Annotated in this window: 17 protein-coding genes; 7 read left to right on the top strand and 10 right to left on the bottom strand. The window is 74.0% G+C overall.

Annotated elements, in window-relative coordinates; genetic code table 11:
- Window positions 1–2 precede the first annotated feature (2 nt).
- The 6 genes from AC1RNL_RS03400 to AC1RNL_RS03375 form a co-directional block, all read right to left on the bottom strand.
- Window positions 3–374 carry an RNA-binding S4 domain-containing protein gene (locus tag AC1RNL_RS03400; RefSeq protein ID WP_492934443.1) on the bottom strand — a complete coding sequence of 124 codons (372 nt, stop codon included), beginning with the start codon at window positions 372–374 and terminating at the stop codon, window positions 3–5.
- Entirely contained in the window at window positions 371–2368 is a 1998-nt protein-coding gene (gene recQ, locus AC1RNL_RS03395; protein WP_492934442.1) for a DNA helicase RecQ, read from the bottom strand. The genes AC1RNL_RS03400 and recQ overlap by 4 nt, the downstream gene beginning before the upstream one ends.
- Window positions 2369–2448: 80 nt before the next feature.
- On the bottom strand, window positions 2449–3207 hold the full coding sequence (locus tag AC1RNL_RS03390) for an SDR family oxidoreductase (protein WP_492934441.1): 759 nt from the start codon (window positions 3205–3207) through the stop codon (window positions 2449–2451).
- Between the two features lie 124 nt (window positions 3208–3331).
- Complete coding sequence (locus AC1RNL_RS03385; RefSeq protein ID WP_492934440.1) at window positions 3332–5638, bottom strand: DEAD/DEAH box helicase; 2307 nt, start codon at window positions 5636–5638, stop codon at window positions 3332–3334.
- Window positions 5639–5848: 210 nt separating this feature from the next.
- Complete coding sequence (locus AC1RNL_RS03380; protein ID WP_492934439.1) at window positions 5849–6763, bottom strand: DUF2510 domain-containing protein; 915 nt, start codon at window positions 6761–6763, stop codon at window positions 5849–5851.
- Window positions 6764–6841: 78 nt separating this feature from the next.
- Entirely contained in the window at window positions 6842–10114 is a 3273-nt protein-coding gene (locus tag AC1RNL_RS03375) for an efflux RND transporter permease subunit (RefSeq protein ID WP_492934438.1), read from the bottom strand.
- Between the two features lie 235 nt (window positions 10115–10349).
- Here AC1RNL_RS03375 and AC1RNL_RS03370 point away from each other — a divergent pair, with 235 nt between their 5' ends.
- The 5 genes from AC1RNL_RS03370 (at window position 10350) to AC1RNL_RS03350 (ending at window position 13347) form a co-directional block, all read left to right on the top strand.
- Window positions 10350–10742 carry a CrcB family protein gene (locus AC1RNL_RS03370; RefSeq protein ID WP_492934437.1) on the top strand — a complete coding sequence of 131 codons (393 nt, stop codon included), beginning with the start codon at window positions 10350–10352 and terminating at the stop codon, window positions 10740–10742.
- The gene (locus AC1RNL_RS03365; RefSeq protein WP_164877187.1) at window positions 10739–11113 is read left to right on the top strand and encodes a CrcB family protein; all 375 of its coding nucleotides are present in this window, start codon (window positions 10739–10741) and stop codon (window positions 11111–11113) included. The genes AC1RNL_RS03370 and AC1RNL_RS03365 overlap by 4 nt, the downstream gene beginning before the upstream one ends.
- 143 nt (window positions 11114–11256) lie before the next feature.
- Entirely contained in the window at window positions 11257–11466 is a 210-nt protein-coding gene (locus AC1RNL_RS03360) for a DUF3073 domain-containing protein (protein ID WP_128190376.1), read from the top strand.
- Between the two features lie 135 nt (window positions 11467–11601).
- Window positions 11602–13014 (top strand): L-serine ammonia-lyase, encoded by a 1413-nt coding sequence (locus AC1RNL_RS03355; protein ID WP_492934507.1) that lies wholly within the window; start codon window positions 11602–11604, stop codon window positions 13012–13014.
- A gap of 54 nt (window positions 13015–13068) precedes the next feature.
- On the top strand, window positions 13069–13347 hold the full coding sequence (locus tag AC1RNL_RS03350; protein WP_492934436.1) for a DUF5652 family protein: 279 nt from the start codon (window positions 13069–13071) through the stop codon (window positions 13345–13347).
- Window positions 13348–13421: 74 nt separating this feature from the next.
- Here AC1RNL_RS03350 and AC1RNL_RS03345 read toward each other — a convergent pair whose 3' ends face one another.
- From AC1RNL_RS03345 to purM, 3 genes are all read right to left on the bottom strand, one after another.
- On the bottom strand, window positions 13422–13772 hold the full coding sequence (locus AC1RNL_RS03345) for a hypothetical protein (protein WP_492934435.1): 351 nt from the start codon (window positions 13770–13772) through the stop codon (window positions 13422–13424).
- Window positions 13773–13874: 102 nt separating this feature from the next.
- The gene (locus AC1RNL_RS03340; RefSeq protein ID WP_492934434.1) at window positions 13875–14615 is read right to left on the bottom strand and encodes a DUF4190 domain-containing protein; all 741 of its coding nucleotides are present in this window, start codon (window positions 14613–14615) and stop codon (window positions 13875–13877) included.
- 164 nt (window positions 14616–14779) lie between these two features.
- Window positions 14780–15868: a phosphoribosylformylglycinamidine cyclo-ligase gene (purM, locus tag AC1RNL_RS03335; protein ID WP_492934433.1), complete on the bottom strand. Its 1089-nt coding sequence runs from the start codon at window positions 15866–15868 to the stop codon at window positions 14780–14782.
- 241 nt (window positions 15869–16109) lie between these two features.
- Here purM and tdh point away from each other — a divergent pair, with 241 nt between their 5' ends.
- Both tdh and AC1RNL_RS03325 read left to right on the top strand, forming a co-directional pair.
- Window positions 16110–17186 (top strand): L-threonine 3-dehydrogenase, encoded by a 1077-nt coding sequence (gene tdh / locus AC1RNL_RS03330; RefSeq protein WP_492934432.1) that lies wholly within the window; start codon window positions 16110–16112, stop codon window positions 17184–17186.
- 3 nt (window positions 17187–17189) lie between these two features.
- The gene (locus AC1RNL_RS03325; protein ID WP_492934431.1) at window positions 17190–18368 is read left to right on the top strand and encodes a glycine C-acetyltransferase; all 1179 of its coding nucleotides are present in this window, start codon (window positions 17190–17192) and stop codon (window positions 18366–18368) included.
- Window positions 18369–18534: 166 nt separating this feature from the next.
- On the opposite strand, the gene AC1RNL_RS03320 is transcribed toward AC1RNL_RS03325, so the two are convergent.
- Complete coding sequence (locus AC1RNL_RS03320) at window positions 18535–19395, bottom strand: SDR family oxidoreductase (RefSeq protein WP_146355058.1); 861 nt, start codon at window positions 19393–19395, stop codon at window positions 18535–18537.
- Between the last annotated feature and the right edge of the window lie 50 nt (window positions 19396–19445).

Genomic DNA, 19445 nt, shown 5'->3' with positions numbered 1-19445 from the left:
CCTCAGCCCGCGCGGCCCCGCAGCCGATCGATCTCGCGGCGCTCGCGGCTCGACGGCCGCCCCGCGCCCTTCGCGCGGCGCGGCACCTGCGCCGCGTCGATCGCCGTGGGCCGCTCCGGCGAGCGGTCGTCGATCGCGGCGGCGGCGAGCGGCGCGCTCACGCGCTTCGACAGCAGCTGCTGCACGCCGACCACGCGGTCGAAGCCCGAGATGCGCACCCGCACCTCGTCGCCGACCCGCACGGGCTGCGCCGCCTTCGCGGCCTGGCCGTTGAGCTTCACGTGCCCGCCGCGGCAGGCTGCCGTCGCTGCCGCGCGCGTCTTGACGAGCCGCACCGCCCAGATCCAGACGTCGAGCCGCACCCGCTCGCTCATGCCGCCGCCAGCACCTCGAGCACGGCCTCGCCGTAGCGCTCGAGCTTCGACTCGCCCACGCCCGAGACGGTCGACAGCTCGACGAGGCTCGTGGGGCGCCGCTCGGCGATGGCCGCGAGCGTGCGGTCGTTGAAGACGACGTAGGCGGGCACCGCCTGCTCCTTCGCCGTCGTCGCGCGCCACGCGCGCAGCGCCTGGAAGCGGCCCTGGTCGGCGTCGTCGAGCTGCGCGGTGCTGGCCGAGCGCCTGGCCGCCTTCGGGAGTGCCTTCGCCTCGTGCCGCAGGCGCACTTGCCGGTCGCCCGCGAGCACCGCCGCCGACGCATCCGTGAGCGCCAGCACGCCGTACTCCCCCTGCACTTGCAGCAGGCCCTGCGCGAGCAGCTGCCGCACGATGCCGCGCCACTGCGTCGCCGGCAGGTCGCCGCCGATGCCGTAGGTGGCGAGCTGGTCGTGCCCGAGGCGGCGGATGCGCTCGGTCTCGGCCCCGACGAGGATGTCGACCAGGTGGCCGGCGCCGAACGACTGCCGGCGCTCGCGCTGCAGCCGCACGACGGTCGAGAGCAGCTTCTGGGCCGGCACCGTGCCGTCGTAGGAGTCGGGCGGGGTGAGGCACGTGTCGCAGTTGCCGCACGGCTCGCTCGGCTCGCCGAAGTAGCCGAGCAGCTGCCGGCGGCGGCACTCGACCGTCTCGCAGAGCGCGAGCATCGCGTCGAGGTGCAGCGTCTGGTTGCGCTTGCGCTGGGCATCGCCGTCGCCGTCGGCGATCATGCGGCGCTGCTGCACGACGTCCTGCAGCCCGTAGGCGAGCCACGCGGTCGACGGCTCCCCGTCGCGGCCGGCACGGCCGGTCTCCTGGTAGTAGCCCTCGACCGACTTGGGCAGGTCGAGGTGGGCGACGAAGCGCACGTCGGGCTTGTCGATGCCCATGCCGAAGGCGATCGTCGCGACCATCACCACGCCGTCGTCGCGCAGGAAGCGCTGCTGGTTGCGGGCGCGCACGGCGCCGTCGAGGCCCGCGTGGTACGGCAGCGCGTCGACGCCCTGCGCCCGCAGCCACTCGGCCGTGCCCTCGACCGACTTGCGGGAGAGGCAGTAGACGATGCCGGCGGCGCCCGGGTGCTCGTCGCGGATGATGCGCAGCAGCTGCGCCTTGGCGTCCTGCTTGGGGGCGATGCGGTACTGGATGTTGGGCCGGTCGAAGCTCGAGACGAAGACGCGCGCGTCGCGCAGGCCGAGCCGCTCGACGATCTCGGCGCGCGTCTCGGCGGTGGCCGTCGCGGTGAGCGCGACGCGCGGCACGTCGGGCCAGCGCTCGCCGAGCACCGACAGCTGCAGGTAGTCGGGCCGGAAGTCGTGCCCCCACTGGCTGACGCAGTGGGCCTCGTCGATCGCGAAGAGCGCGATGGGGGCCGCGTCGAGCAGGCTCTGCGCCACCGGCAGCCGCTCGGGCGCGAGGTAGAGCATGTCGAGCTCGCCCGCGAGCAGCCGCCGCTCGACGTCGCGCCGCTCGTCGATCGACTGCGTGGAGTTGAGGAACGCGGCACGCACGCCCAGCTGCTCGAGCGCGTCGACCTGGTCGTGCATGAGGGCGATGAGCGGGCTGATGACGACGCCCGTGCCCTCGCGCACGAGCGAGGGGATCTGGTAGCAGAGGCTCTTGCCGCCGCCCGTGGGCATGAGCACGACCACGTCGCGGCCGGCGACGACCTCGTCGATGACCTCGGCCTGCTGCCCGCGGAACGCGTCGTAGCCCCACACGCGCGTGAGCGCCTCGAGCGGGGTGGCGGCCTTGGCGGTCGCGGCGACGCCGGGCGCGCGCGCCGGCGCGGGAGCGCGGCGCACCGCGGTCCGCGTGCCGCCGTGCCCGGTGGAGGGCGCGTCGTCGTCCGTCGGCGGCACCCAGCCGTCGTCGGGCTCGCCCCACGAGTCCCAGGGCTCGGGTGCGTCGTCGTCGCTGGGCGGGGCCCAGCCGTCGTGCGTCGCGTCCGTCACGCGTCCCCCTTCGCGGCCGTCACGCATCCACCCTAGGCGCGACCGCCCACGCGCGCCCGACGCGGCCCGGGCGCTGGGGATCAGCGACGGCGCGCGAGCCACTCCTCGAAGGTGACGGTGCCCTTGCGCTGCTCCGAGAGGTTGGCGCCCGAGCGCAGGTAGTCGACCATCGACGGCGGGAACGGGCCGTTGACGATCAGGCCGCGCGCCCCCGTCGCCGCCTGCCAGGCCCTCGCCAGGTCGCGCGAGACCCGCACCTGCGGGCCCGCGATCTCGAGCATCCGCTCGCCCGAGGGCGCGAGCGCCTCGTCGGCGACGAGGTCGGCGACCTCGCTCACCGCCACCGGCTGCAGGCGGCCGCCGAGCACCACCGGGATCGCGCCGAGCGCCGAGCCCGCCTCGAAGAAGTCGACCGACCACTCGTGGAACTGCGCGGCGCGCACGATGGTCACGTCGAGCGACGAGCCGAGGTAGGTGAGCTCCTGCTCGCGCTTGCGGCGGTGGTACGACAGCTTCGAGCGGTCGACGCCGATGATCGACAGCAGCACCGCCCGCCGCACGCCGGCGCGCTCGGCCGCCGCGACGAGGTTGCGCGCGCCGATCGTGAAGGGCTTCAGGTCGAGCGGGTTGCGCGAGTTCGCGGCGTCGACGAGCACGTCGGCGCCCGCGAGCGCTTCGTCGAGCCCCTCGCCCGTGACGATGTCGGCCTTGACGCCGGGCGCTCCCGCGATCGCCTTGCCCGAGCGCGACATGGGCACCGCCTGGGCACCGCGCCTGCCGAGCGCCCGCACGATCGCCGAGCCCGCATTCCCCGAACCACCGACGACCACGACGCGCATGCCCTCACGCTACGCCAGCGGCCGCACAGCGCGAGCCCGACGGGGCTCGAATGCGGCAGACGGCCCGGATCGCGGGGATCCGGGCCGTCTGCGGGCGCTGCGGGCGTGCGTCGTGCGCGAGCCGCTACGAGGCGGGGACCGCCTCGGCAGCCTCCGCGCGGCCGGACGACGGCGGCATCGTGAGGGTGTCGAGCAGGTCGTCGCCGGGGACGACCGGGATCATCGGCGCCTCGATCTCGGCCCGGTCCAGCAGCTGCTGGGTGCGCTTGCGGCGCGCGGGTGCGATCACGGTGACGACGCGGCCGTCGTTGCCCGCGCGGCCGGTGCGGCCCGAGCGGTGCATGTAGGTCTTGTACTCGTCCGGCGGGTCGGCCTGCACGACGAGCGCGATGTCGTCGATGTGGATGCCGCGCGCGGCGACGTCGGTCGCGACGAGCACGTCGACCTTGCCGCGCTTGACCTTGTCGAGCGAGCGGTTGCGCTTCGCCTGCGTCAGGTCGCCGTGGAGGCTCACCGCCGCGATGCCCGCGTCGTCGAACTGCTCGGCGAGCCGCTCGGCGTAGGCGCGGGTGCGCGTGAAGACCACGATGCGGCCGGGGTTGCGCACGATCTGCTCGAGCACCGCGTCCTTGTCGTAGCGGTCGACGACGAGCACCTGGTGGTCGATCGTCGACGTCGACTGCTCCTCGCCCGCGACCTCGTGCACCGAGGGCTCGGGCAGGAACTCCTTGACGATCGTCTGCACCTCGGCGTCGAGCGTCGCCGAGAAGAGCAGCTTCTGGCTGCCCGGGCGGGTCTGCCGCAGGATGCGCTGCACGGGCTCGAGGAACCCGAGCTCGGTCATGTGGTCCGCCTCGTCGACCACCGCGATCTCGACGCTGCCGAGGTTCAGCTTGCGCTGCTCGACGAGGTCCTCGATGCGGCCGGGGGTGCCGATGACGATGTCGACGCCGCGACGCAGGCCCTCGACCTGGCGGTCCTGCTTGACGCCGCCGACGATCACGGTCGTGAAGATGCCGACCGAGCGGCCGAGGGTCATGATCACGTGGTTGATCTGCTGCGCGAGCTCGCGGGTCGGCGCCAGGATCAGCGCGCGCGGGGCGCGGCCGATCTCGCGGCGGTCGGGGCGGTTGCGCGTGAGCAGCTCGACGATCGGCGCGCCGAACGCGATCGTCTTGCCGGAGCCCGTGCGGCCGCGGCCGAGCACGTCGCGGCCGGCGATCACATCGGGGATGGTCGCGGCCTGGATCGGGAAGGGCGACTCGGCGCCCATCGCGGCCAGCGCCGCCGAGATGCTGTCGCCGAGGCCGAGGTCGCCGAAGCTGATGCCCTCGACGTCCGCGGCGCTCGTGGACTGCGCCTCGAGCCGCTCGAGGACGACGTCCTCCTTGGGCGTGAACGGGTTCGCGTCCTTGGCCGGGTAGTAGGTGCTGTCGCGACGGGGGCGGTCGTCGAAGCGGCGCTCGCCGCCCCGGCTGTCGCGGCCGCCGGCGGAGCGCTGCGGGCGCTCGTCGCGGTCGAAGCGTCGCTGCGGGCGCTCGGTGCGGTCGTCGGAGCGGCGCTGCGGGCGCTCGTCGCGGTCGAAACGTCGCTGCGGGCGCTCATCCCGGTCGAAGCGGCCCTCGCCGCCCCGGCTGCCGCGGTCGTCGAACGAGCGCTGCGGGCGGTCGTCGCGGCGGCGGTCGCCGAAGCGGTCGTCGCGGCGGTCGCCCTGCGGACGACGGTCGCCGCCACGCGAGTCGCGGTCGCCGAACGACCGCTGCGGACGGTCATCCCGGTCGAAGCGACGGTCACCACCACGCGCATCCCGGTCGCCGAACGACCGCTGCGGACGCTCGTCGCGATCGAAGCGGCGGTCGCCGCCACGCGAGTCCCGGTCGCCGAACGACCGCTGCGGACGCTCGTCGCGATCGAAGCGGCGGTCGCCGCCACGCGCATCCCGGTCGCCGAACGACCGCTGCGGACGGTCATCCCGGTCGAAGCGACGGTCACCACCGCGTGCATCGCGGTCGCCGAACGACCGCTGCGGACGGTCGTCCCGGTCGAAGCGACGGTCACCACCACGGCGGTCGTCGGTGCCGCGGCCGCGGTGGTCGTCGCGGGCGCGGTCGAAGCCGCGCGGGCGCTCGCCGCGGTGGAGGCGGTCGTCGCGCTGCTGGTCGCGGCCGGCCTGGTGGCCGCCGCGGGTGCGGAACGCGGGGGCGCGACGCTCGTCGTGCTTGCGCTCCTCCGGCGGGGTCCAGTTCGGTCGGCGCGAGACGCCCTGCTGGCCGCCCTGGTCGCGGCGGTCGCGGTCGTCGCGGCTCCAGCGGTTCTTGCCGGGCTGCTCCTCGCGGTGGCCGCGGTGGCCGGGGCTGCGGGAGCCGGGGCGGCTGCCGCTGCGGTCGTTCGGTCGGTGGGCGCCCTGGGGACGCTGGTCGTTACGTGCCATCGCTCGTCTCGTGATCGCGCGCAAGACGAAGGCTTGCGCTGGTAGAGCCGCAGTTCATCGCGGGATCATCTGGTTCGTCCGCGAGGGTGCTCGCGGGAACTCCGGCCGCGGCGACACTCCATGTGGCGCGCACAACCGCGCCTGTCCCGAGCCGACCTGTCCACACTACGGCATCCCCTGCCGGGGCGACAGTGGCAATCGGCGACGGCCTCAGCCGGGCAGGTCGTGCGCCCGGGCCCCGCCGCGCATGACCGACGACGTCCACTGCTGGCCGTCGAACCAGCGCAGCTCCGCGCGCCGGAAGGGGTCGGGGTACCAGGCCGGCTGCGCCTGCCCCGCGTTCGCGGGCACGAGCCCGATGGGCCGCGGCGCGCCGTCGTGCTGCGCGGGCGGCTCGTGCGACGTCGCGCGCTGCTGCGCCGCCCACGCCTCATAGGCGCGCGCCTGCGCGGCGCCCGCCTCGCGCTCGAGGCGGTCGAACTCCTCGGGCGTCGGGACCGCGGGCGGCCGCCGCTGCCCGAACGACGGCTGGGGCTGCGCGGGGCCTGCGGGCCCGGGCGCCGGATGCGCGGGGCTCGCCTGCACGGGATCGACGCGGGCGCCCTGCTCGTGCCCGAAGCTCGATGGCGACGGCGGCACCGAGGCCGTCGAGCCGGGCGTCGGGCCGACGGCCTGCGCGGGCGGCGCGAGCGGCGCCGCGGCGGGTGCGACGATCCGCACGCCGGAGGCCGCGCGCGGGCGCCCCTCGCCGACGGGCGGGAGCGGATGCGTCGGCGCGGCCAGCACGCGCGCGTCGCGCGCCGCGTAGTAGTGCATCGACGAGTCGGCTGCCCACTGCCCGTCGATGCGCAGCTGGGAGGTGCCGCCGGGCTGCAGCGGCGGGATGAAGGTGAGCCTGGTGCCCGTCCCCGCAGGCGCGCGCACCGTGATCTTGGCGCCCTCGATCTGCCCGTCGGTGCGGACGACGTAGACGGTGACCGGCAGGTCGCCGGCGGGCACGTGCAGCGTGATGTCGCCCCAGTCGAGCGGGGCGCGCAGTCCGCCGATGTCGAGGGTCGGGGGCTGCCGGTAGGCGTCGAACCTGCCGTCCTGGATGGCGGAGTGCACGATGAGGAAGCTGGGCATGCGTCCTCCTCGGGATCACGGGTTCCTCGGGCGCGCCCATTCAACCAACGCGCGACCGCGCATCCGCTGTGAACCCGGTCAGCGCAGGCTGGCCGCCTCGAGCTCGCCGCGGCGCTCGGCGCGCGTGCCGGTGCCCTGGCGCACCCGACGGCGCTCGATGGCGCCCTCGACGAGCAGGTACAGCACCGGCAGCACGATGAGCGTCAGCAGCGTCGACGAGATGAGGCCGCCGATCACGACGATCGCGAGCGGCTGCGAGATGAAGCCGCCCTGCCCGGTGAGGCCCGCCGCCATCGGCACGAGCGCGAAGATCGTCGCCGCCGCGGTCATGAGGATGGGCCGGAGTCGCCGCTCGGCGCCCTCGACGAGCGCCTCGCGCACGCCGAGCCCGCGGTCGCGGTACTGGTTGACGAGGTCGATGAGCACGATCGCGTTCGTCACCACGATGCCCACGAGCATGAGCACGCCGACCATCGAGGCGACGCCGAGCGGCACCCCGGTGATGAGCTGCATCGCGATCGCGCCGGTCGCGGCGAACGGCACCGACACGAGCAGCAGGAACGGCTGCAGGAGGCTCTTGAAGGTGGCGACCATCACGACGTAGACGAGCAGGATCGCGATGAGCGCCGCGATGCCCAGCTGGGTGAACGCATCCGTGATCTGGGTGGCGACGCCGCCCACCGAGGCCTCGGCCCCGTCGGCGAGCTCGAGCCCCGCGAGCGCCTCGCCCACGCCGGCCGAGACGCCGCCGACGTCGGCCGCGTCGGGGGTGACGGTGACGGTCGCCGTGCGGCTGCCGTCGCTCGTCGAGATCGACACCGGCCCCTCGATCTGCGTGACCTCGGCCACGTCGGCGAGCGGCAGCGGGCCGTTCGGCGTGGGGAGCTCGAGCTCGCGCAGCTCTTCGAGGGTCGCGGCCGGCGCGATCGCGTCGAGCCAGATGCGCACGAGCGAGCCGTCGAGCTGGATCTCGCCCGCCGGCGTCGGCTGCATCGCCTGGGCGACGAGGCCCGAGACGGCGGCCTCGCTGAGCCCGAGGCTCGCGGCGAGCTCGCGGTCGACCGCGACCTGCACGAGCGGCTGCGCGCCCTCGAGCGAGTCGGTGACCTGCGCGACGCCGTCGACGTCGCCGACCGCGTCGACGACGGATGCGGTGGCCGCCTCGAGCGCGTCGGGCGTGGGCGCCTGCACCTCGATCTCGATGTCGCTGCCGCCGAGGCCCGCCGACTGCCCCACGGTCACCTCGCCGTCGGCCGCGTCGGCGGCCTCGCGGATGCGCTCGCGGAGCGCGGGCATGTCGGTGCCCTCCGCGGCGATCACGCCGTACGAGATCGCGCCGCCGCCCCCGCCGCCCGTGAAGGCCGCGAACGACGATGCGCCGCTCGAGACGGTCGCCGAGACCGTCTCGACGCCGTCGATGGCCTCGAGGTCGGCGGTGAGCGCCTCGGCGGCGGCGAGCTGCGCGTCGAGCGAGGCGCCGGGCTCCAGCTCCTGCGAGACCTGCACGGTCGTCTGGCCGTCGTCGCCGAGGAAGTTGGTGGCCATGAACGGCAGCGCCGCGCCGCTCGCGGCCAGCACGAGCACGGCGCCGACGAGCACGAGCCAGGGCCGCCGCAGCGTCGCGAGCAGGATCGGCCGGTAGCCGCGGCGCAGGCGGTCGGGCCGCTCCTCCTCGATCGGCGCGGGCGGGGCGGGCTGCGCGACCGGCGCGCTGCGCTCGGGGGCGGATGCGCGGCGGCGCCAGAAGGGCGCGCGTCGCGTCGGCCGCGCGGGGGCATCCGCCGCAGCGGCGGCCTGCGCCGCGGCCGCCTCCTCCGCCGCGACCGCGTGCTGCGGCCGCCGGAGCAGCCAGGACGCCAGCACCGGCACGATCGTGAGCGAGACGACGAGCGAGGCGAGCAGCGCGATCGACACCGTCAGCGCGAACGGCCGGAACAGCTCGCCGGTGATGTCGCTGACGAACGCGAGCGGGAGGAAGACGATGACCGTGGTGACCGTCGACGCCGTGATGGCGCCCGCGACCTCGCGCACCGCATCCACGATCGCCTTCGACCGCGACGCCTGGAACGCGAGGTGCCGCTTGATGTTCTCGATGACGACGATCGAGTCGTCGACGACGCGCCCGATCGAGATGGTGAGAGCGCCCAGGGTGAGCACGTTGAGGGAGTAGCCGGCGCCCCACATGCCGATGAAGGTCATGAGCACCGAGATGGGGATGGAGACGGCGGTGACGATCGTCGAGCGCAGCGACCAGAGGAAGATGAGGATGACGAGGATCGCGAAGGCGAGGCCGAGCGCCCCCTCGACCGCGAGCGCCTCGATCGAGTGCTCGATGTATGGCGCCTGGTCGAGCACCGTCGTGAAGGTGACGCCCTCGCCGAGCTCGTCGCGCAGGCCCGGCAGGATCTCCTGCACCGCGTGCGAGACGTCGACGGTGTTCGACGCCTGCGTCTTCGTGATCGAGAGGATGATCGCCGGCTCGCCGTCGACGAGCGCGATCGACGTGACGGGGTCCTGCTCGAGCACGACCTCGGCGACGTCGCCGATCGCCACGGTCTCGGCAGCGGGCGGGGCGTTCGGCGGGTTGGCCGGGTCAGGCTCGGTCGTCTGCTCGGCGCTGAGCGGCAGGCTCGCGACGTCGTCGACCGAGCCGAGGCGCTCGCCGATCTGCACGCTCAGCGTCTGGTCGCCGTCGTCGACGGTGCCGCCGGGCAGCAGCTGCCCGTGCTCGTCGATGGCCTCGCTGATGTCGAGCCTCGTGAGGCCCGCGGCCGCGAGCGCGGCGTCGTCGGGCGCGATGGTGATGCGCTGGCCAGGCGCGCCCTGCAGCTGCACGGCGCGCACGCCGTCGACGCGCTCGAGCTGCGGCACCGCGATCGTCTCGATCCGGTCGACGAGCGCGGCCTGCTCGCCGGGCCCCGAGATGGCGATGCGCAGCACCGGGAAGTCGGCGATCGAGCCGGTGAGCACCGTGGGCTCGGCGCCCTCGGGCAGCTGGCTCACGATGCGGTTGACGGCCTGCTGCACGCGCTGCTCGGTCGTGGGGATGTTGATGCCGTACGTGAACTCGGCGAAGACGACGCTCGAGCTCGTCGACGACGTGCCGCTCGTGCCCTCGAGCCCGGGCACCGACTGGATGGCCCGCTCGATGGGCCCCGTGACGTCCTCGCTCATGATCTCGGGGCTCGCGCCCGGCAGCGTGGTCGTGACGACCACGGCGGGCAGCTCGAGCTCGGGCGTGAGCTCGGTCTTCAGGCTCGAGAGGGCGACGCCGCCGAAGATGGCGATGCAGATGGTCGCGAGGGCGACCAGCGCGCGGTTCTTGAGGCTGGCGAGCGAGAGCAGATGCACCCGCCGATCCTCCCATCGCCCGGTGTGGGCTCCCTGTGGGGCCAGCCCCCGCATCCGCCCGGCTTCGGCCCGCCGCGTCGACGTCGAAGCGGGGCGCGGCCCGCGTCCGCTCCCACGACCCCGTCGACCCGGCCAGACCCGGTGCACCGGGTCGCGCAGGGTGGAACGGGTCGCTGGAGCTGGTCGACGGCCGGGCGGGCGGTGCCCGCGCCGCGCGGGTGCCTACGCTGGTCGCATGCAGCTGCTGCGCTCCGTGCTCGCCGTCGCCCTCGGCGGCGCGCTGGGCACGGCGGCCCGCGCGACGATCGAGTCGTCGCTCGGCGACGGCTGGGCGCTGCTCGGCGTGAACGCGCTCGGCAGCCTGCTGCTCGGCGTCTCGACGGCGGCGCTCGCCGCGGCGCCCGACTGGCTGCGGCACGGCATCGGCGCGGGCGTGCTCGGCGGCTTCACGACCTTCAGCGCGGTGGCGGTCGCGAGCGCCGCGGCCCCGGCGGCGGGCGGCTGGAGCGCGCTCGTGCCGGCCCTGCCCGGCATCGCGCTCGCGCTCGGCACGCTCGTGGTGTGCCTGCTCGCCGCGTGGGCCGGGCTGCTGCTCGGCCGCCGCGTCGCGAGGCGGCGGGCCGCGTGAGCGCGCTCGAGCTGCTCGCCGTCGCCGCGGCCGGAGGCGCGGGCGCCGTGGTGCGCTTCCTCGCGGGCGCGCTCCCCCACCGGCGGCCCGTGCGGGCGACGCTGCTCGTCAACCTCGCCGCGAGCCTGCTCGCGGGCGCCCTCGCGGGTGGCCTGGTCGCCGACGATGCCATGCGCGCGATCCTCGTGACCGGCTTCTGCGGCGGCCTCTCCACCTACTCGGCGTTCGCGGTGCAGGCGGTCGAGCAGCTCGACGGGCGCCGCAGCGGCCCCGCCCTCGCGACGCTCACGGCCACCGTCGTCGGCGGCGCGATCGCCGCATCCGCAGGCCTCCTCCTGGGCGCCGCGCTCGCGCCCGCGCTCCCGGCCTGATCCCTGCCGCGCGCACTCCCCAGCCATGGCCCGCGCACAGTCGCCAGGCCCCCTCGATGCTACGATCGAGGTTGGACGTAGCATCGCAGTTCTCACATCGTTCGCCGGCTCATCGTCGGCGCCGTCCGCAAGGGGGGTCCAGCATGGGTCGTGGTCGCCAGAAGGCCAAGCACACGAAGCTGGCACGTGAGCTGAAGTCATTCAGCCCGAACATCAACTACTCCGTGCTCCAGCAGGAGCTCGGCGGTGGCCCCTCGAACGACGAGCTCGTCGACAAGTGGGCCGACTACGCCGAGTACTCCACCGAGGACGACGAGTACGCTGACGAGCGTCAGCAGGGGCGCAGCGCCTGACGACGCAGCACTGAGCCGCCACCCCTGGCTCCGCTGCCTGAGGCGAAGGAGCCGATCGTGACGTCGCACGCCATCACCAACGGACAGGTGCAGGAGCCGACCGCGATCGGCAGCCATGCCACCGCGACCGCGCCGGTGTTCGAGTCGCTGTCAGTGCTCGACCTGTTCAAGATCGGCATCGGCCCGTCGTCGTCGCACACCGTCGGTCCGATGCGCGCCGCGCTCGACTTCGTCGCGCAGGCGGATGCGTCGGGTCGCTTCGACGAGGTCGTGCGGCTCCGCGTCGACCTGCTCGGATCGCTCGGCGCGACCGGCTCGGGGCACGGCACCGACACCGCCGTCATGCTCGGCCTCTCCGGCCTCGCGCCCGACACCGTCGAGACGCCGCAGATCGCCGAGACGCTCGAGCGCATTCGCGCCACCGGCGAGCTGCGCCTCGGCGGCCGCCTGCCCGTCGCCTTCGACGAGGCGAAGGTGTTCGTCTTCCGGCCGCTCACCGTGCGCCGCGAGCACCCGAACGCCCTGCGCATCACCGCCTACGACGCATCCGACGCCGAGATCGCGACCGCCGGCTACTACTCGATCGGCGGCGGCTTCGTCATGCGCCACGACGAGGGCGACGTGCTCTCGCCGGTGCCGGCGCCGGCGCAGCAGCTGCACCCGGTGCCCTACCCGTTCACGCACGGCGACGAGCTCGTCGCGCTCTGCCGCCGCACGGGCCTGTCGGTGGCCGAGCTCATGCTCGAGAACGAGGGCGCCTGGCGCTCGCGCGAGCAGACGATCGCGCAGCTCGAGCGCATCTGGCAGGTCATGCAGGAGTGCGTCGCGCACGGCATCGCGACCGACGGCATCCTGCCGGGCGGGCTCGACGTGCAGCGCCGGGCGAAGGACTGGCACGCGAAGCTCATCGAGCGCGACGCGGCCCCGAAGGCGGGCCGCCCGGATCTGCTCGAAGGCATGGAGTGGGTGAACCTCTACGCGCTCGCCGTCAACGAGGAGAACGCCGCGGGCGCCCGCGTCGTCACCGCCCCGACGAACGGCGCCGCCGGCATCATCCCCGCTGTCATGCACTACGCCGACCTCTTCGCGAACTGCGTCGACGACGAGGTGCCGTGGGAGGTGCGCTTCCTGCTGGTCGCGGGCGCGATCGGCATCATCATCAAGTCGAGCGCCTCGATCTCGGGCGCCGAGGTGGGCTGCCAGGGCGAGGTGGGCTCCGCGTGCGCGATGGCCGCCGCCGGATTCGCCGCGGTGCTGGGCGCGACGCCCGAGCAGATCGAGAACGCCGCCGAGATCGGCATCGAGCACAACCTCGGCCTCACGTGCGACCCCATCAAGGGCCTCGTGCAGATCCCCTGCATCGAGCGCAACGCGATGGCGTCGGTGAAGGCGATCAACGCCGCGCGGATGGCGAAGCAGGGCGACGGCACGCACTACGTGAGCCTCGACACCGCCGTCGAGACGATGCGCCGCACGGGCGCCGACATGAGCGACAAGTACAAGGAGACCGCGCTCGGCGGCCTCGCGGTGGCGTTCATCGAGTGCTGACCGCCGCCGGACTGCGGTCTGGCGGCGCGGCCCCTTCCGTGGGACAGTCGGGCCATGAAGGCAGAGCAGCTCGACCGTCCCGGGTTGCGCGCGGCCCTCGGCGCCGCAGTCGCCTGGAGCCTGGCGTGGAAGGGTGCGTCGCTGTGGCGCGCGGCGAAGCACCGCGACAAGGCGTGGTTCGCGACGCTGCTCGTCTCGAACACGCTCGGCGTGCTTGACGCCGTCTACATCTTCGGCGTGAGCCGCGACCGCGAGCGGCGGGCGCGGCAGGAGGCCGAGATCCTCGCCCGCACGGGCGAGCCCGAGCAGCTCGGCCACTCGCAGGAGACCTGAACCGCGCGGCCTGCGCGCCGCGGATGCGACGAGGGGCCCGCCGATCGGCGGGCCCCTCGTCGTGCGTCTGCGGCTCAGTAGGCGCCGGACTCCGCGATCGCGGCGAACAGCAGGCCGAACACGACGATCGGCCAGAAGATGAAGCCCCAGATGAAGCCGAGCACCGAGGTCACGATCCCCCAGATGGCCAGCGTCTTGCCCTGCGGCTCCTTCGCCAGGCCGATGCCCGAGAGCACGCCGCCGGCGATGGCGTTGAGGAAGATCGGGATGATGATGCTGGAGATGCCGAGGATGAGGCCCCACATCGAGAGCTTCTTCGTCGTCGAGGCCGGCGCTGCGGCGTAGCCGCCGTACTGGTTGCCGGTGGCGGGCTGGTAGGGCTGGTAGCCGCCCTGCTGGGGCTGCTCGGGGGGCGTGTAGGTCATGGCGGCTTCCTCATGTGCGGGTGCGGGGACGCTCTGCGTCGCGCACAGCCTAGGGCCGGACGGTGAACGCGCGCCGAACGGATCGGGAGCGGCGGCCGACGGTCAGGTCGTGCTGACCGCGAAGAGCAGCGCCGCGACCACCCCGGCGAGGGGCAGCAGGTAGAACAGCAGCACCCACAGCATGCCGCCGATCGAGGTGATGAGCCCGGTGATCGCGAGCGGCCGCCCGGCCGGCTCGCGCCGCAGCGCGAGGATGCCGAAGACGAGCCCGATGATGGGCAGCACGACGAGCGTCCAGCCGAAGGTCACCGAGATGAGGCCGAGCACCATCGCGGTGATCGACAGGCCTCGCGAGGGCGGCGGCGCGAGCGCGGAGACCGGCGCGTGGTAGACCGGCACGCCGTAGGGCGTGACGCTCGAGGCCTGCGCGGCCGCGGGGTGGATCAGCTGCGCGTCGCGGCCGCCGTGGTGCGGATGCGCGTACCCGGCCGGTGCCGAGGGCCGCGGCACGGAGCCGGGCGCGGCGTGGTGCTGCGGAGGCGGCGGCTGCTGCGGGGGCGCGGGCTGCTGCGGCAGCGGCTGCTGCGGCATCGACCGCTGCCAGGGCCCTGGCGGCGCCGCCGTCGGCTGCGGGGCGTCGGGCGGTGATGTCGGGCGGATGCTCGGTCCCTGCTGCATCGGCATGGGGGCGAGGTTGCGCACGCTGGGGCCCGGCGGAGCGGGGTCGGGAGCCGGCGGCGTCGGTGGCGTCTGCTCCGAGATCGAGCCGTAGGACGGGTCGGGCTGCGGCGAGGCGGGCTGGCCCTGGTCGCGGGGTCGGAAGCGGTCCGCGTCGGACGTCATCGCGCACCTCCCGTCTGCGTCCCCGATCGGCGATACCGGTCGTCACGCTCCGGCGGAGGTGCCGTCGCGCTCGAACCTGCCGTCACGGTACGCCCGCAACGTCCGAGTCTCCTGGACGTCCCCTCGCCGCCGCAGCGGCCGCCGGCGCACCGGTGCCGCACGGGTCAGCGGTAGCTGCCGGTCAGGCGCACCGCGCCGCCGTCCACGCCCTTGGCGCCCTGCACCCATCCGCTCGGATCGGCGGGGGCCGCCTCGACCCGGCCGATCGTCGAGGCGGGGATGCCCGCGGCCTCGCTCGCCGCGACGACGCCCGCGGCGTCGGCCTCGTCGACGACCACGAGCATGCCGAGGCCCAGGTTCCAGGTGCCCTCGGCGTCGGTGAGCGGGAAGTCGCCGAGCTGCGCGAGCGCGTCGAACACCGCAGGCACCTGCCAGCCCTGCCGGTCGATCTCGACGGCGAGGCGCTGCGGTAGCACGCGCGCGAGGTTCGCGGCGATGCCGCCGCCTGTGACGTGCGAGATCGCGCGGATGCCCAGGCCCTGCTCGAGCATGCCGAGCAGCGGCAGCGTGTAGAGCCGCGTCGGCTCGAGCAGCACCTCGGCGGCGACGCCGCCCAGCTCGTCGACGCGGTCGGTCAGCGCGATGCTGCGCTCGGCGAGCACGTGGCGCACGAGGCTGAAGCCGTTGGAGTGGAGCCCCGAGGAGGCCATGGCGACCACGACGTCGCCCTCGGCGACGCGCTCGGCGCCCAGCACCGCATCCGCCTCGACGATGCCGACGGCCGCACCGGCCACGTCGTAGTCGTCGGGCTCCATGACGCCCGGGTGCTCGGCCGTCTCGCCGCCGACGAGCGCCGTGCCGGTCGCCTCGCACGCCTCGGCGATGCCGCGCACGATGTCGGCGATGCGCTCAGGGACGACGCGGCCGCACGCGATGTAGTCGGTCATGAACAGCGGCTTCGCGCCGACCACGACGATGTCGTCGACCACCATGCCGACGAGGTCCTGGCCGATCGTGTCGTGCTTGTCGATCGCGCGGGCGAGCGCGATCTTCGTGCCGACGCCGTCGGTCGAGGTGGCGAGCAGCGGCTTCGCGTAGGCGCCCGCGGCCGACAGGTCGAAGAGGCCGGCGAAGCCGCCCACCCCGCCGAGCACGCCGGGGCCGTGGGTGCGCGAGACGGCGGCCTTCATGAGCTCGACCGCGCGGTCGCCCGCCTCGGTGTCGACGCCGGCGGACGCATACGGATCGGTCATGACCCCAGGCTACCGAGCCGCCGGTGCCGTCCGGGTGCGCCGATCGCCAGCCCGACCCCGCACAACGCAAGCCCCGCGGCCCGGAACCGGGGCGCGGAACCGTCCTTCCCCGGATCCGCCGCGGAACGGGGCCGGCGGGCTTGCGTTGTGCGTCGTCACCCCGGGGCCCGCTCGGGATCAGTGACGGCGGGCGGGTGGCAGGATGGTCGCGGCACACCCACCACCGTCGACGGAGACGCCCATGCACGCACTCGTGACCCGAGGCAAGCCAGGACTCGAGCTGGTCGAGATCCCCGAGCCCACGACGCCCGCGGGCCACGTGAAGGTGCGCGTGCTGCGCGCCGGCATCTGCGGCACCGACCTGCACATCGACGCGTGGGATGCGTGGGCCCAGTCGGCCGTGACGCCCGGGCTCACCGTCGGCCACGAGTTCTGCGGCGAGATCGTGGAGGTCGGCGAGGGCGTCACCGACTACGCCGTCGGCCAGCTGATGAGCGGCGAGGGCCACGTCGTGTGCGGCCACTGCCGCAACTGCCGCGCCGGCCGCCGCCACCTGTGCATCCGCACCTCCAACCTCGGGGTGCAGCGCGACGGCTGCTTCGCCGAGTACGTGGTGCTCCCCGCCTCGAACGTCTGGGTGCACCCGGGCGTCACCGCCGCCTCGGCCACCGAGCAGCAGCTCGACGTCTTCGGCATCTACGACCCGTTCGGCAACGCGGTGCACACGGCGCTGAAGTTCCCGGTGGTCGGCGAGGACGTGCTCGTCACCGGCGCGGGCCCCATCGGCCTGATGGCCGCGATGGTCGCCCGGCACGCCGGCGCGCGCCACATCGTGATCACCGACATCGCCGAGCCGCGGCTCGAGCTCGCGCGCTCGCTCGGCTTCCGCGCGCTCAACCCGCAGGAGGCATCCGACCCCGACGGCGTCAGCCCCATCGCGGCCGTGCAGCGCGAGCTGGGCATGCAGGAGGGCTTCGACGTCGCGCTCGAGATGTCGGGCTCGCCGACCGCGCTCGTCGGCATCATCGAGAACCTCAACTTCGGCGGCCGCATCGCCATGCTCGGCCTGCCGTCGCGGCCCATCGAGGTCGACTTCGGCAAGGTCGTCTCGCACATGCTGACCATCCAGGGCATCTACGGCCGCGAGATGTACGAGACCTGGTACGCCATGGCGTCGATGGCCCAGACGGGCCTCGACGTCGCCCCCGTCATCACCGACCGCTTCGCCTTCGCCGACTGGAAGGGCGCGTTCGAGCGCGCCCGCTCCGGCGCCGCGGGCAAGGTCATCCTCGACTTCACCGACCTCCAGGGAGCCTGAACCGTGTACTCCGTCCGCGACGCCATCGCCGCAGAGCTCGCCGAGATCGAGGCCGCCGGCCTCACCAAGCGCGAGCGGGCCATCGACTCGCCGCAGGCCGCGACCGTCTCGGCCGGCGGCCACGACGTGCTCAACTTCTGCGCCAACAACTACCTCGGCCTCGCCGACGACCCGCGCATCGTCGAGGCGGCCAAGGCCGCGCTCGACGAGTGGGGGTTCGGGATGGCCTCGGTGCGGTTCATCTGCGGCACGCAGACCCAGCACCTCGAGCTCGAGTCGCGGCTCGCCTCCTTCCTCGGGCAGGAGGCGTGCATCCTCTACTCCTCGTGCTTCGACGCGAACGGCGGCCTCTTCGAGACGCTGCTCGGCGCCGAGGACGCCGTCATCTCGGACGCCCTGAACCACGCCTCGATCATCGACGGCACCCGCCTGGCGAAGGCCGCCCGCTACCGCTACGCGAACCGCGACATGGCCGAGCTCGAGGCGCGCCTGCAGGAGGCCTCGGGCGCGCGCCGCCGCCTCGTCGTCACCGACGGCGTCTTCTCGATGGACGGCTACCTCGCGCCGCTCGAGGCGATCTGCGACCTCGCCGAGCGCTACGACGCGATGGTGATGGTCGACGACTCGCACGCGGTGGGCTTCACCGGCCCGACGGGCGCCGGCACCCCCGAGCTCGCCGGCGTGCAGGATCGCGTCGACATCATCTCGGGCACGCTCGGCAAGGCGCTCGGCGGCGCCTCGGGCGGCTACATCGCTGCCAGGCAGGAGATCGTCGACCTGCTGCGGCAGCGGTCGCGCCCCTACCTGTTCTCGAACGCGCTCGCGCCGTCGGTCGTGGCCGGGTCGATCGCCGCGCTCGACCTCGTCGCGGGGGCGGGCGAGCTGCGCGAGCGGCTGCAGCGCAACACCGTGCGGTTCCGGGAGGGCATGGAGGCCGCGGGCTTCGAGCTGCTGCCCGGGGAGCACCCGATCACCGCGGTCATGTTCCATGACGCCCGGCTCGCGGCCGACATGGCGGATGCGATGCTCGAGGAGGGCGTGTACGTCACTGCCTTCTCGTTCCCCGTGGTGCCCCGTGGTGAGGCGCGCATCCGCGTGCAGCTGTCGGCCGCCCACTCGGACGCCGACGTCGACCGGGCGGTCGCGGCGTTCGCGGCGGCGCGGGAGCGCGTCGCGGGCTGACCGCCCCCGCTGGTCGAGGAGGTCGGCACCCCGCTGGTCGAGGAGGTCGGCGAAGCCGACCGTCACCCCGCTGGTCGAGGAGGTCGGCGAAGCCGACCGTCTCGAGACCACCATGGCCTCGACTCGCCGGCCCGGAGGGCCGGCGGCTCGACCAGCGGGTGAAGCGCTAGAAGACCGGCTTGCCGCCGGTGACGCCGAGCACAGTGCCCGAGACGTAGCTCGCGTCGTCGCTCGCGAGGTAGACGAACGCGGTCGCCACCTCGATCGGCTGGCCCGGGCGGCCGAGCGGGGCGTCCATGCCGAAGTCCTTCACGCTGGGCTTCGTCGACGGCTGCAGCGGGGTCCAGATCGGGCCGGGCGCGACCGCGTTCACGCGGATGCCGTCGCTCCCGACCTGCGCGGCGAGGTTGACGGTGAAGTTGTTGATCGCCGCCTTCGTCGACGCGTAGTCGAGCAGCGTCTCGGACGGGTCGAACGCCTGGATCGACGAGCAGTTGATGATGCTCGCGCCCGCCTTGAGGTGCGGGAGCACGGCGCGCGTCAGGTTGAACATCGCGAAGATGTTCGTCTCGAACGTCTGCCGCAGCTGCTCGTCGGTGATGTCGGCGAGCGACTCCTGCGCCATCTGGTAGCCGGCGTTGTTCACGAGCACGTCGAGGCCGCCGAGGCCCTCGACCGCCTGCTGCGCGAGGTCGATGTTGGCCTGCTCGGTGCGCTGGTCGCACGCGATGAGCACCGCCTTCCGTCCCGCGGCCTCGACCTGGCGCTTCGTCTCCTCGGCGTCCTCCTGCTCCGCCGGCAGGTAGGCGATGGCGACGTCGGCGCCCTCCTTCGCGAAGGCGATCGCGGTGGCGCGGCCGATGCCGGAGTCGCCGCCGGTGATGAGGGCGCGCTTGCCCTCGAGGCGGCCGCGGCCGACGTAGCTGGTCTCGCCGTGGTCGGGGACGGGCTGGAGCTGCTCGGTCCAGCCGGGCCACTCCTGCGTCTGCTCGGGCAGGTGCTTGATGGATTCGGTGTCGAAGCTCATGTCCCCCACTGTGCTCCCGCTCCCTGGACGTCGCATGGACGGCCGAGCGC

The organism is Agrococcus sp. GW821-FHT14H11, from assembly GCF_058803545.1.
The sequence above is the reverse complement of the archived record's forward strand: the minus strand, read 5'-3'. Positions and strand labels throughout refer to the sequence as shown.

Coding starts and splice junctions, on each gene's coding strand:
- tdh (WP_492934432.1), top strand. CDS start 16,110: ATGCACGCACTCGTGACCCGAGGCAAGCCAGGACTCGAGCTGGTCGAG.
- AC1RNL_RS03385 (WP_492934440.1), bottom strand. CDS start 5,638: ATGGCACGTAACGACCAGCGTCCCCAGGGCGCCCACCGACCGAACGAC.
- AC1RNL_RS03360 (WP_128190376.1), top strand. CDS start 11,257: ATGGGTCGTGGTCGCCAGAAGGCCAAGCACACGAAGCTGGCACGTGAG.
- purM (WP_492934433.1), bottom strand. CDS start 15,868: ATGACCGATCCGTATGCGTCCGCCGGCGTCGACACCGAGGCGGGCGAC.
- AC1RNL_RS03345 (WP_492934435.1), bottom strand. CDS start 13,772: ATGACCTACACGCCCCCCGAGCAGCCCCAGCAGGGCGGCTACCAGCCC.
- AC1RNL_RS03350 (WP_492934436.1), top strand. CDS start 13,069: ATGAAGGCAGAGCAGCTCGACCGTCCCGGGTTGCGCGCGGCCCTCGGC.
- AC1RNL_RS03340 (WP_492934434.1), bottom strand. CDS start 14,615: ATGACGTCCGACGCGGACCGCTTCCGACCCCGCGACCAGGGCCAGCCC.
- AC1RNL_RS03390 (WP_492934441.1), bottom strand. CDS start 3,207: ATGCGCGTCGTGGTCGTCGGTGGTTCGGGGAATGCGGGCTCGGCGATC.
- AC1RNL_RS03370 (WP_492934437.1), top strand. CDS start 10,350: ATGCAGCTGCTGCGCTCCGTGCTCGCCGTCGCCCTCGGCGGCGCGCTG.
- AC1RNL_RS03380 (WP_492934439.1), bottom strand. CDS start 6,763: ATGCCCAGCTTCCTCATCGTGCACTCCGCCATCCAGGACGGCAGGTTC.
- AC1RNL_RS03320 (WP_146355058.1), bottom strand. CDS start 19,395: ATGAGCTTCGACACCGAATCCATCAAGCACCTGCCCGAGCAGACGCAG.
- AC1RNL_RS03400 (WP_492934443.1), bottom strand. CDS start 374: ATGAGCGAGCGGGTGCGGCTCGACGTCTGGATCTGGGCGGTGCGGCTC.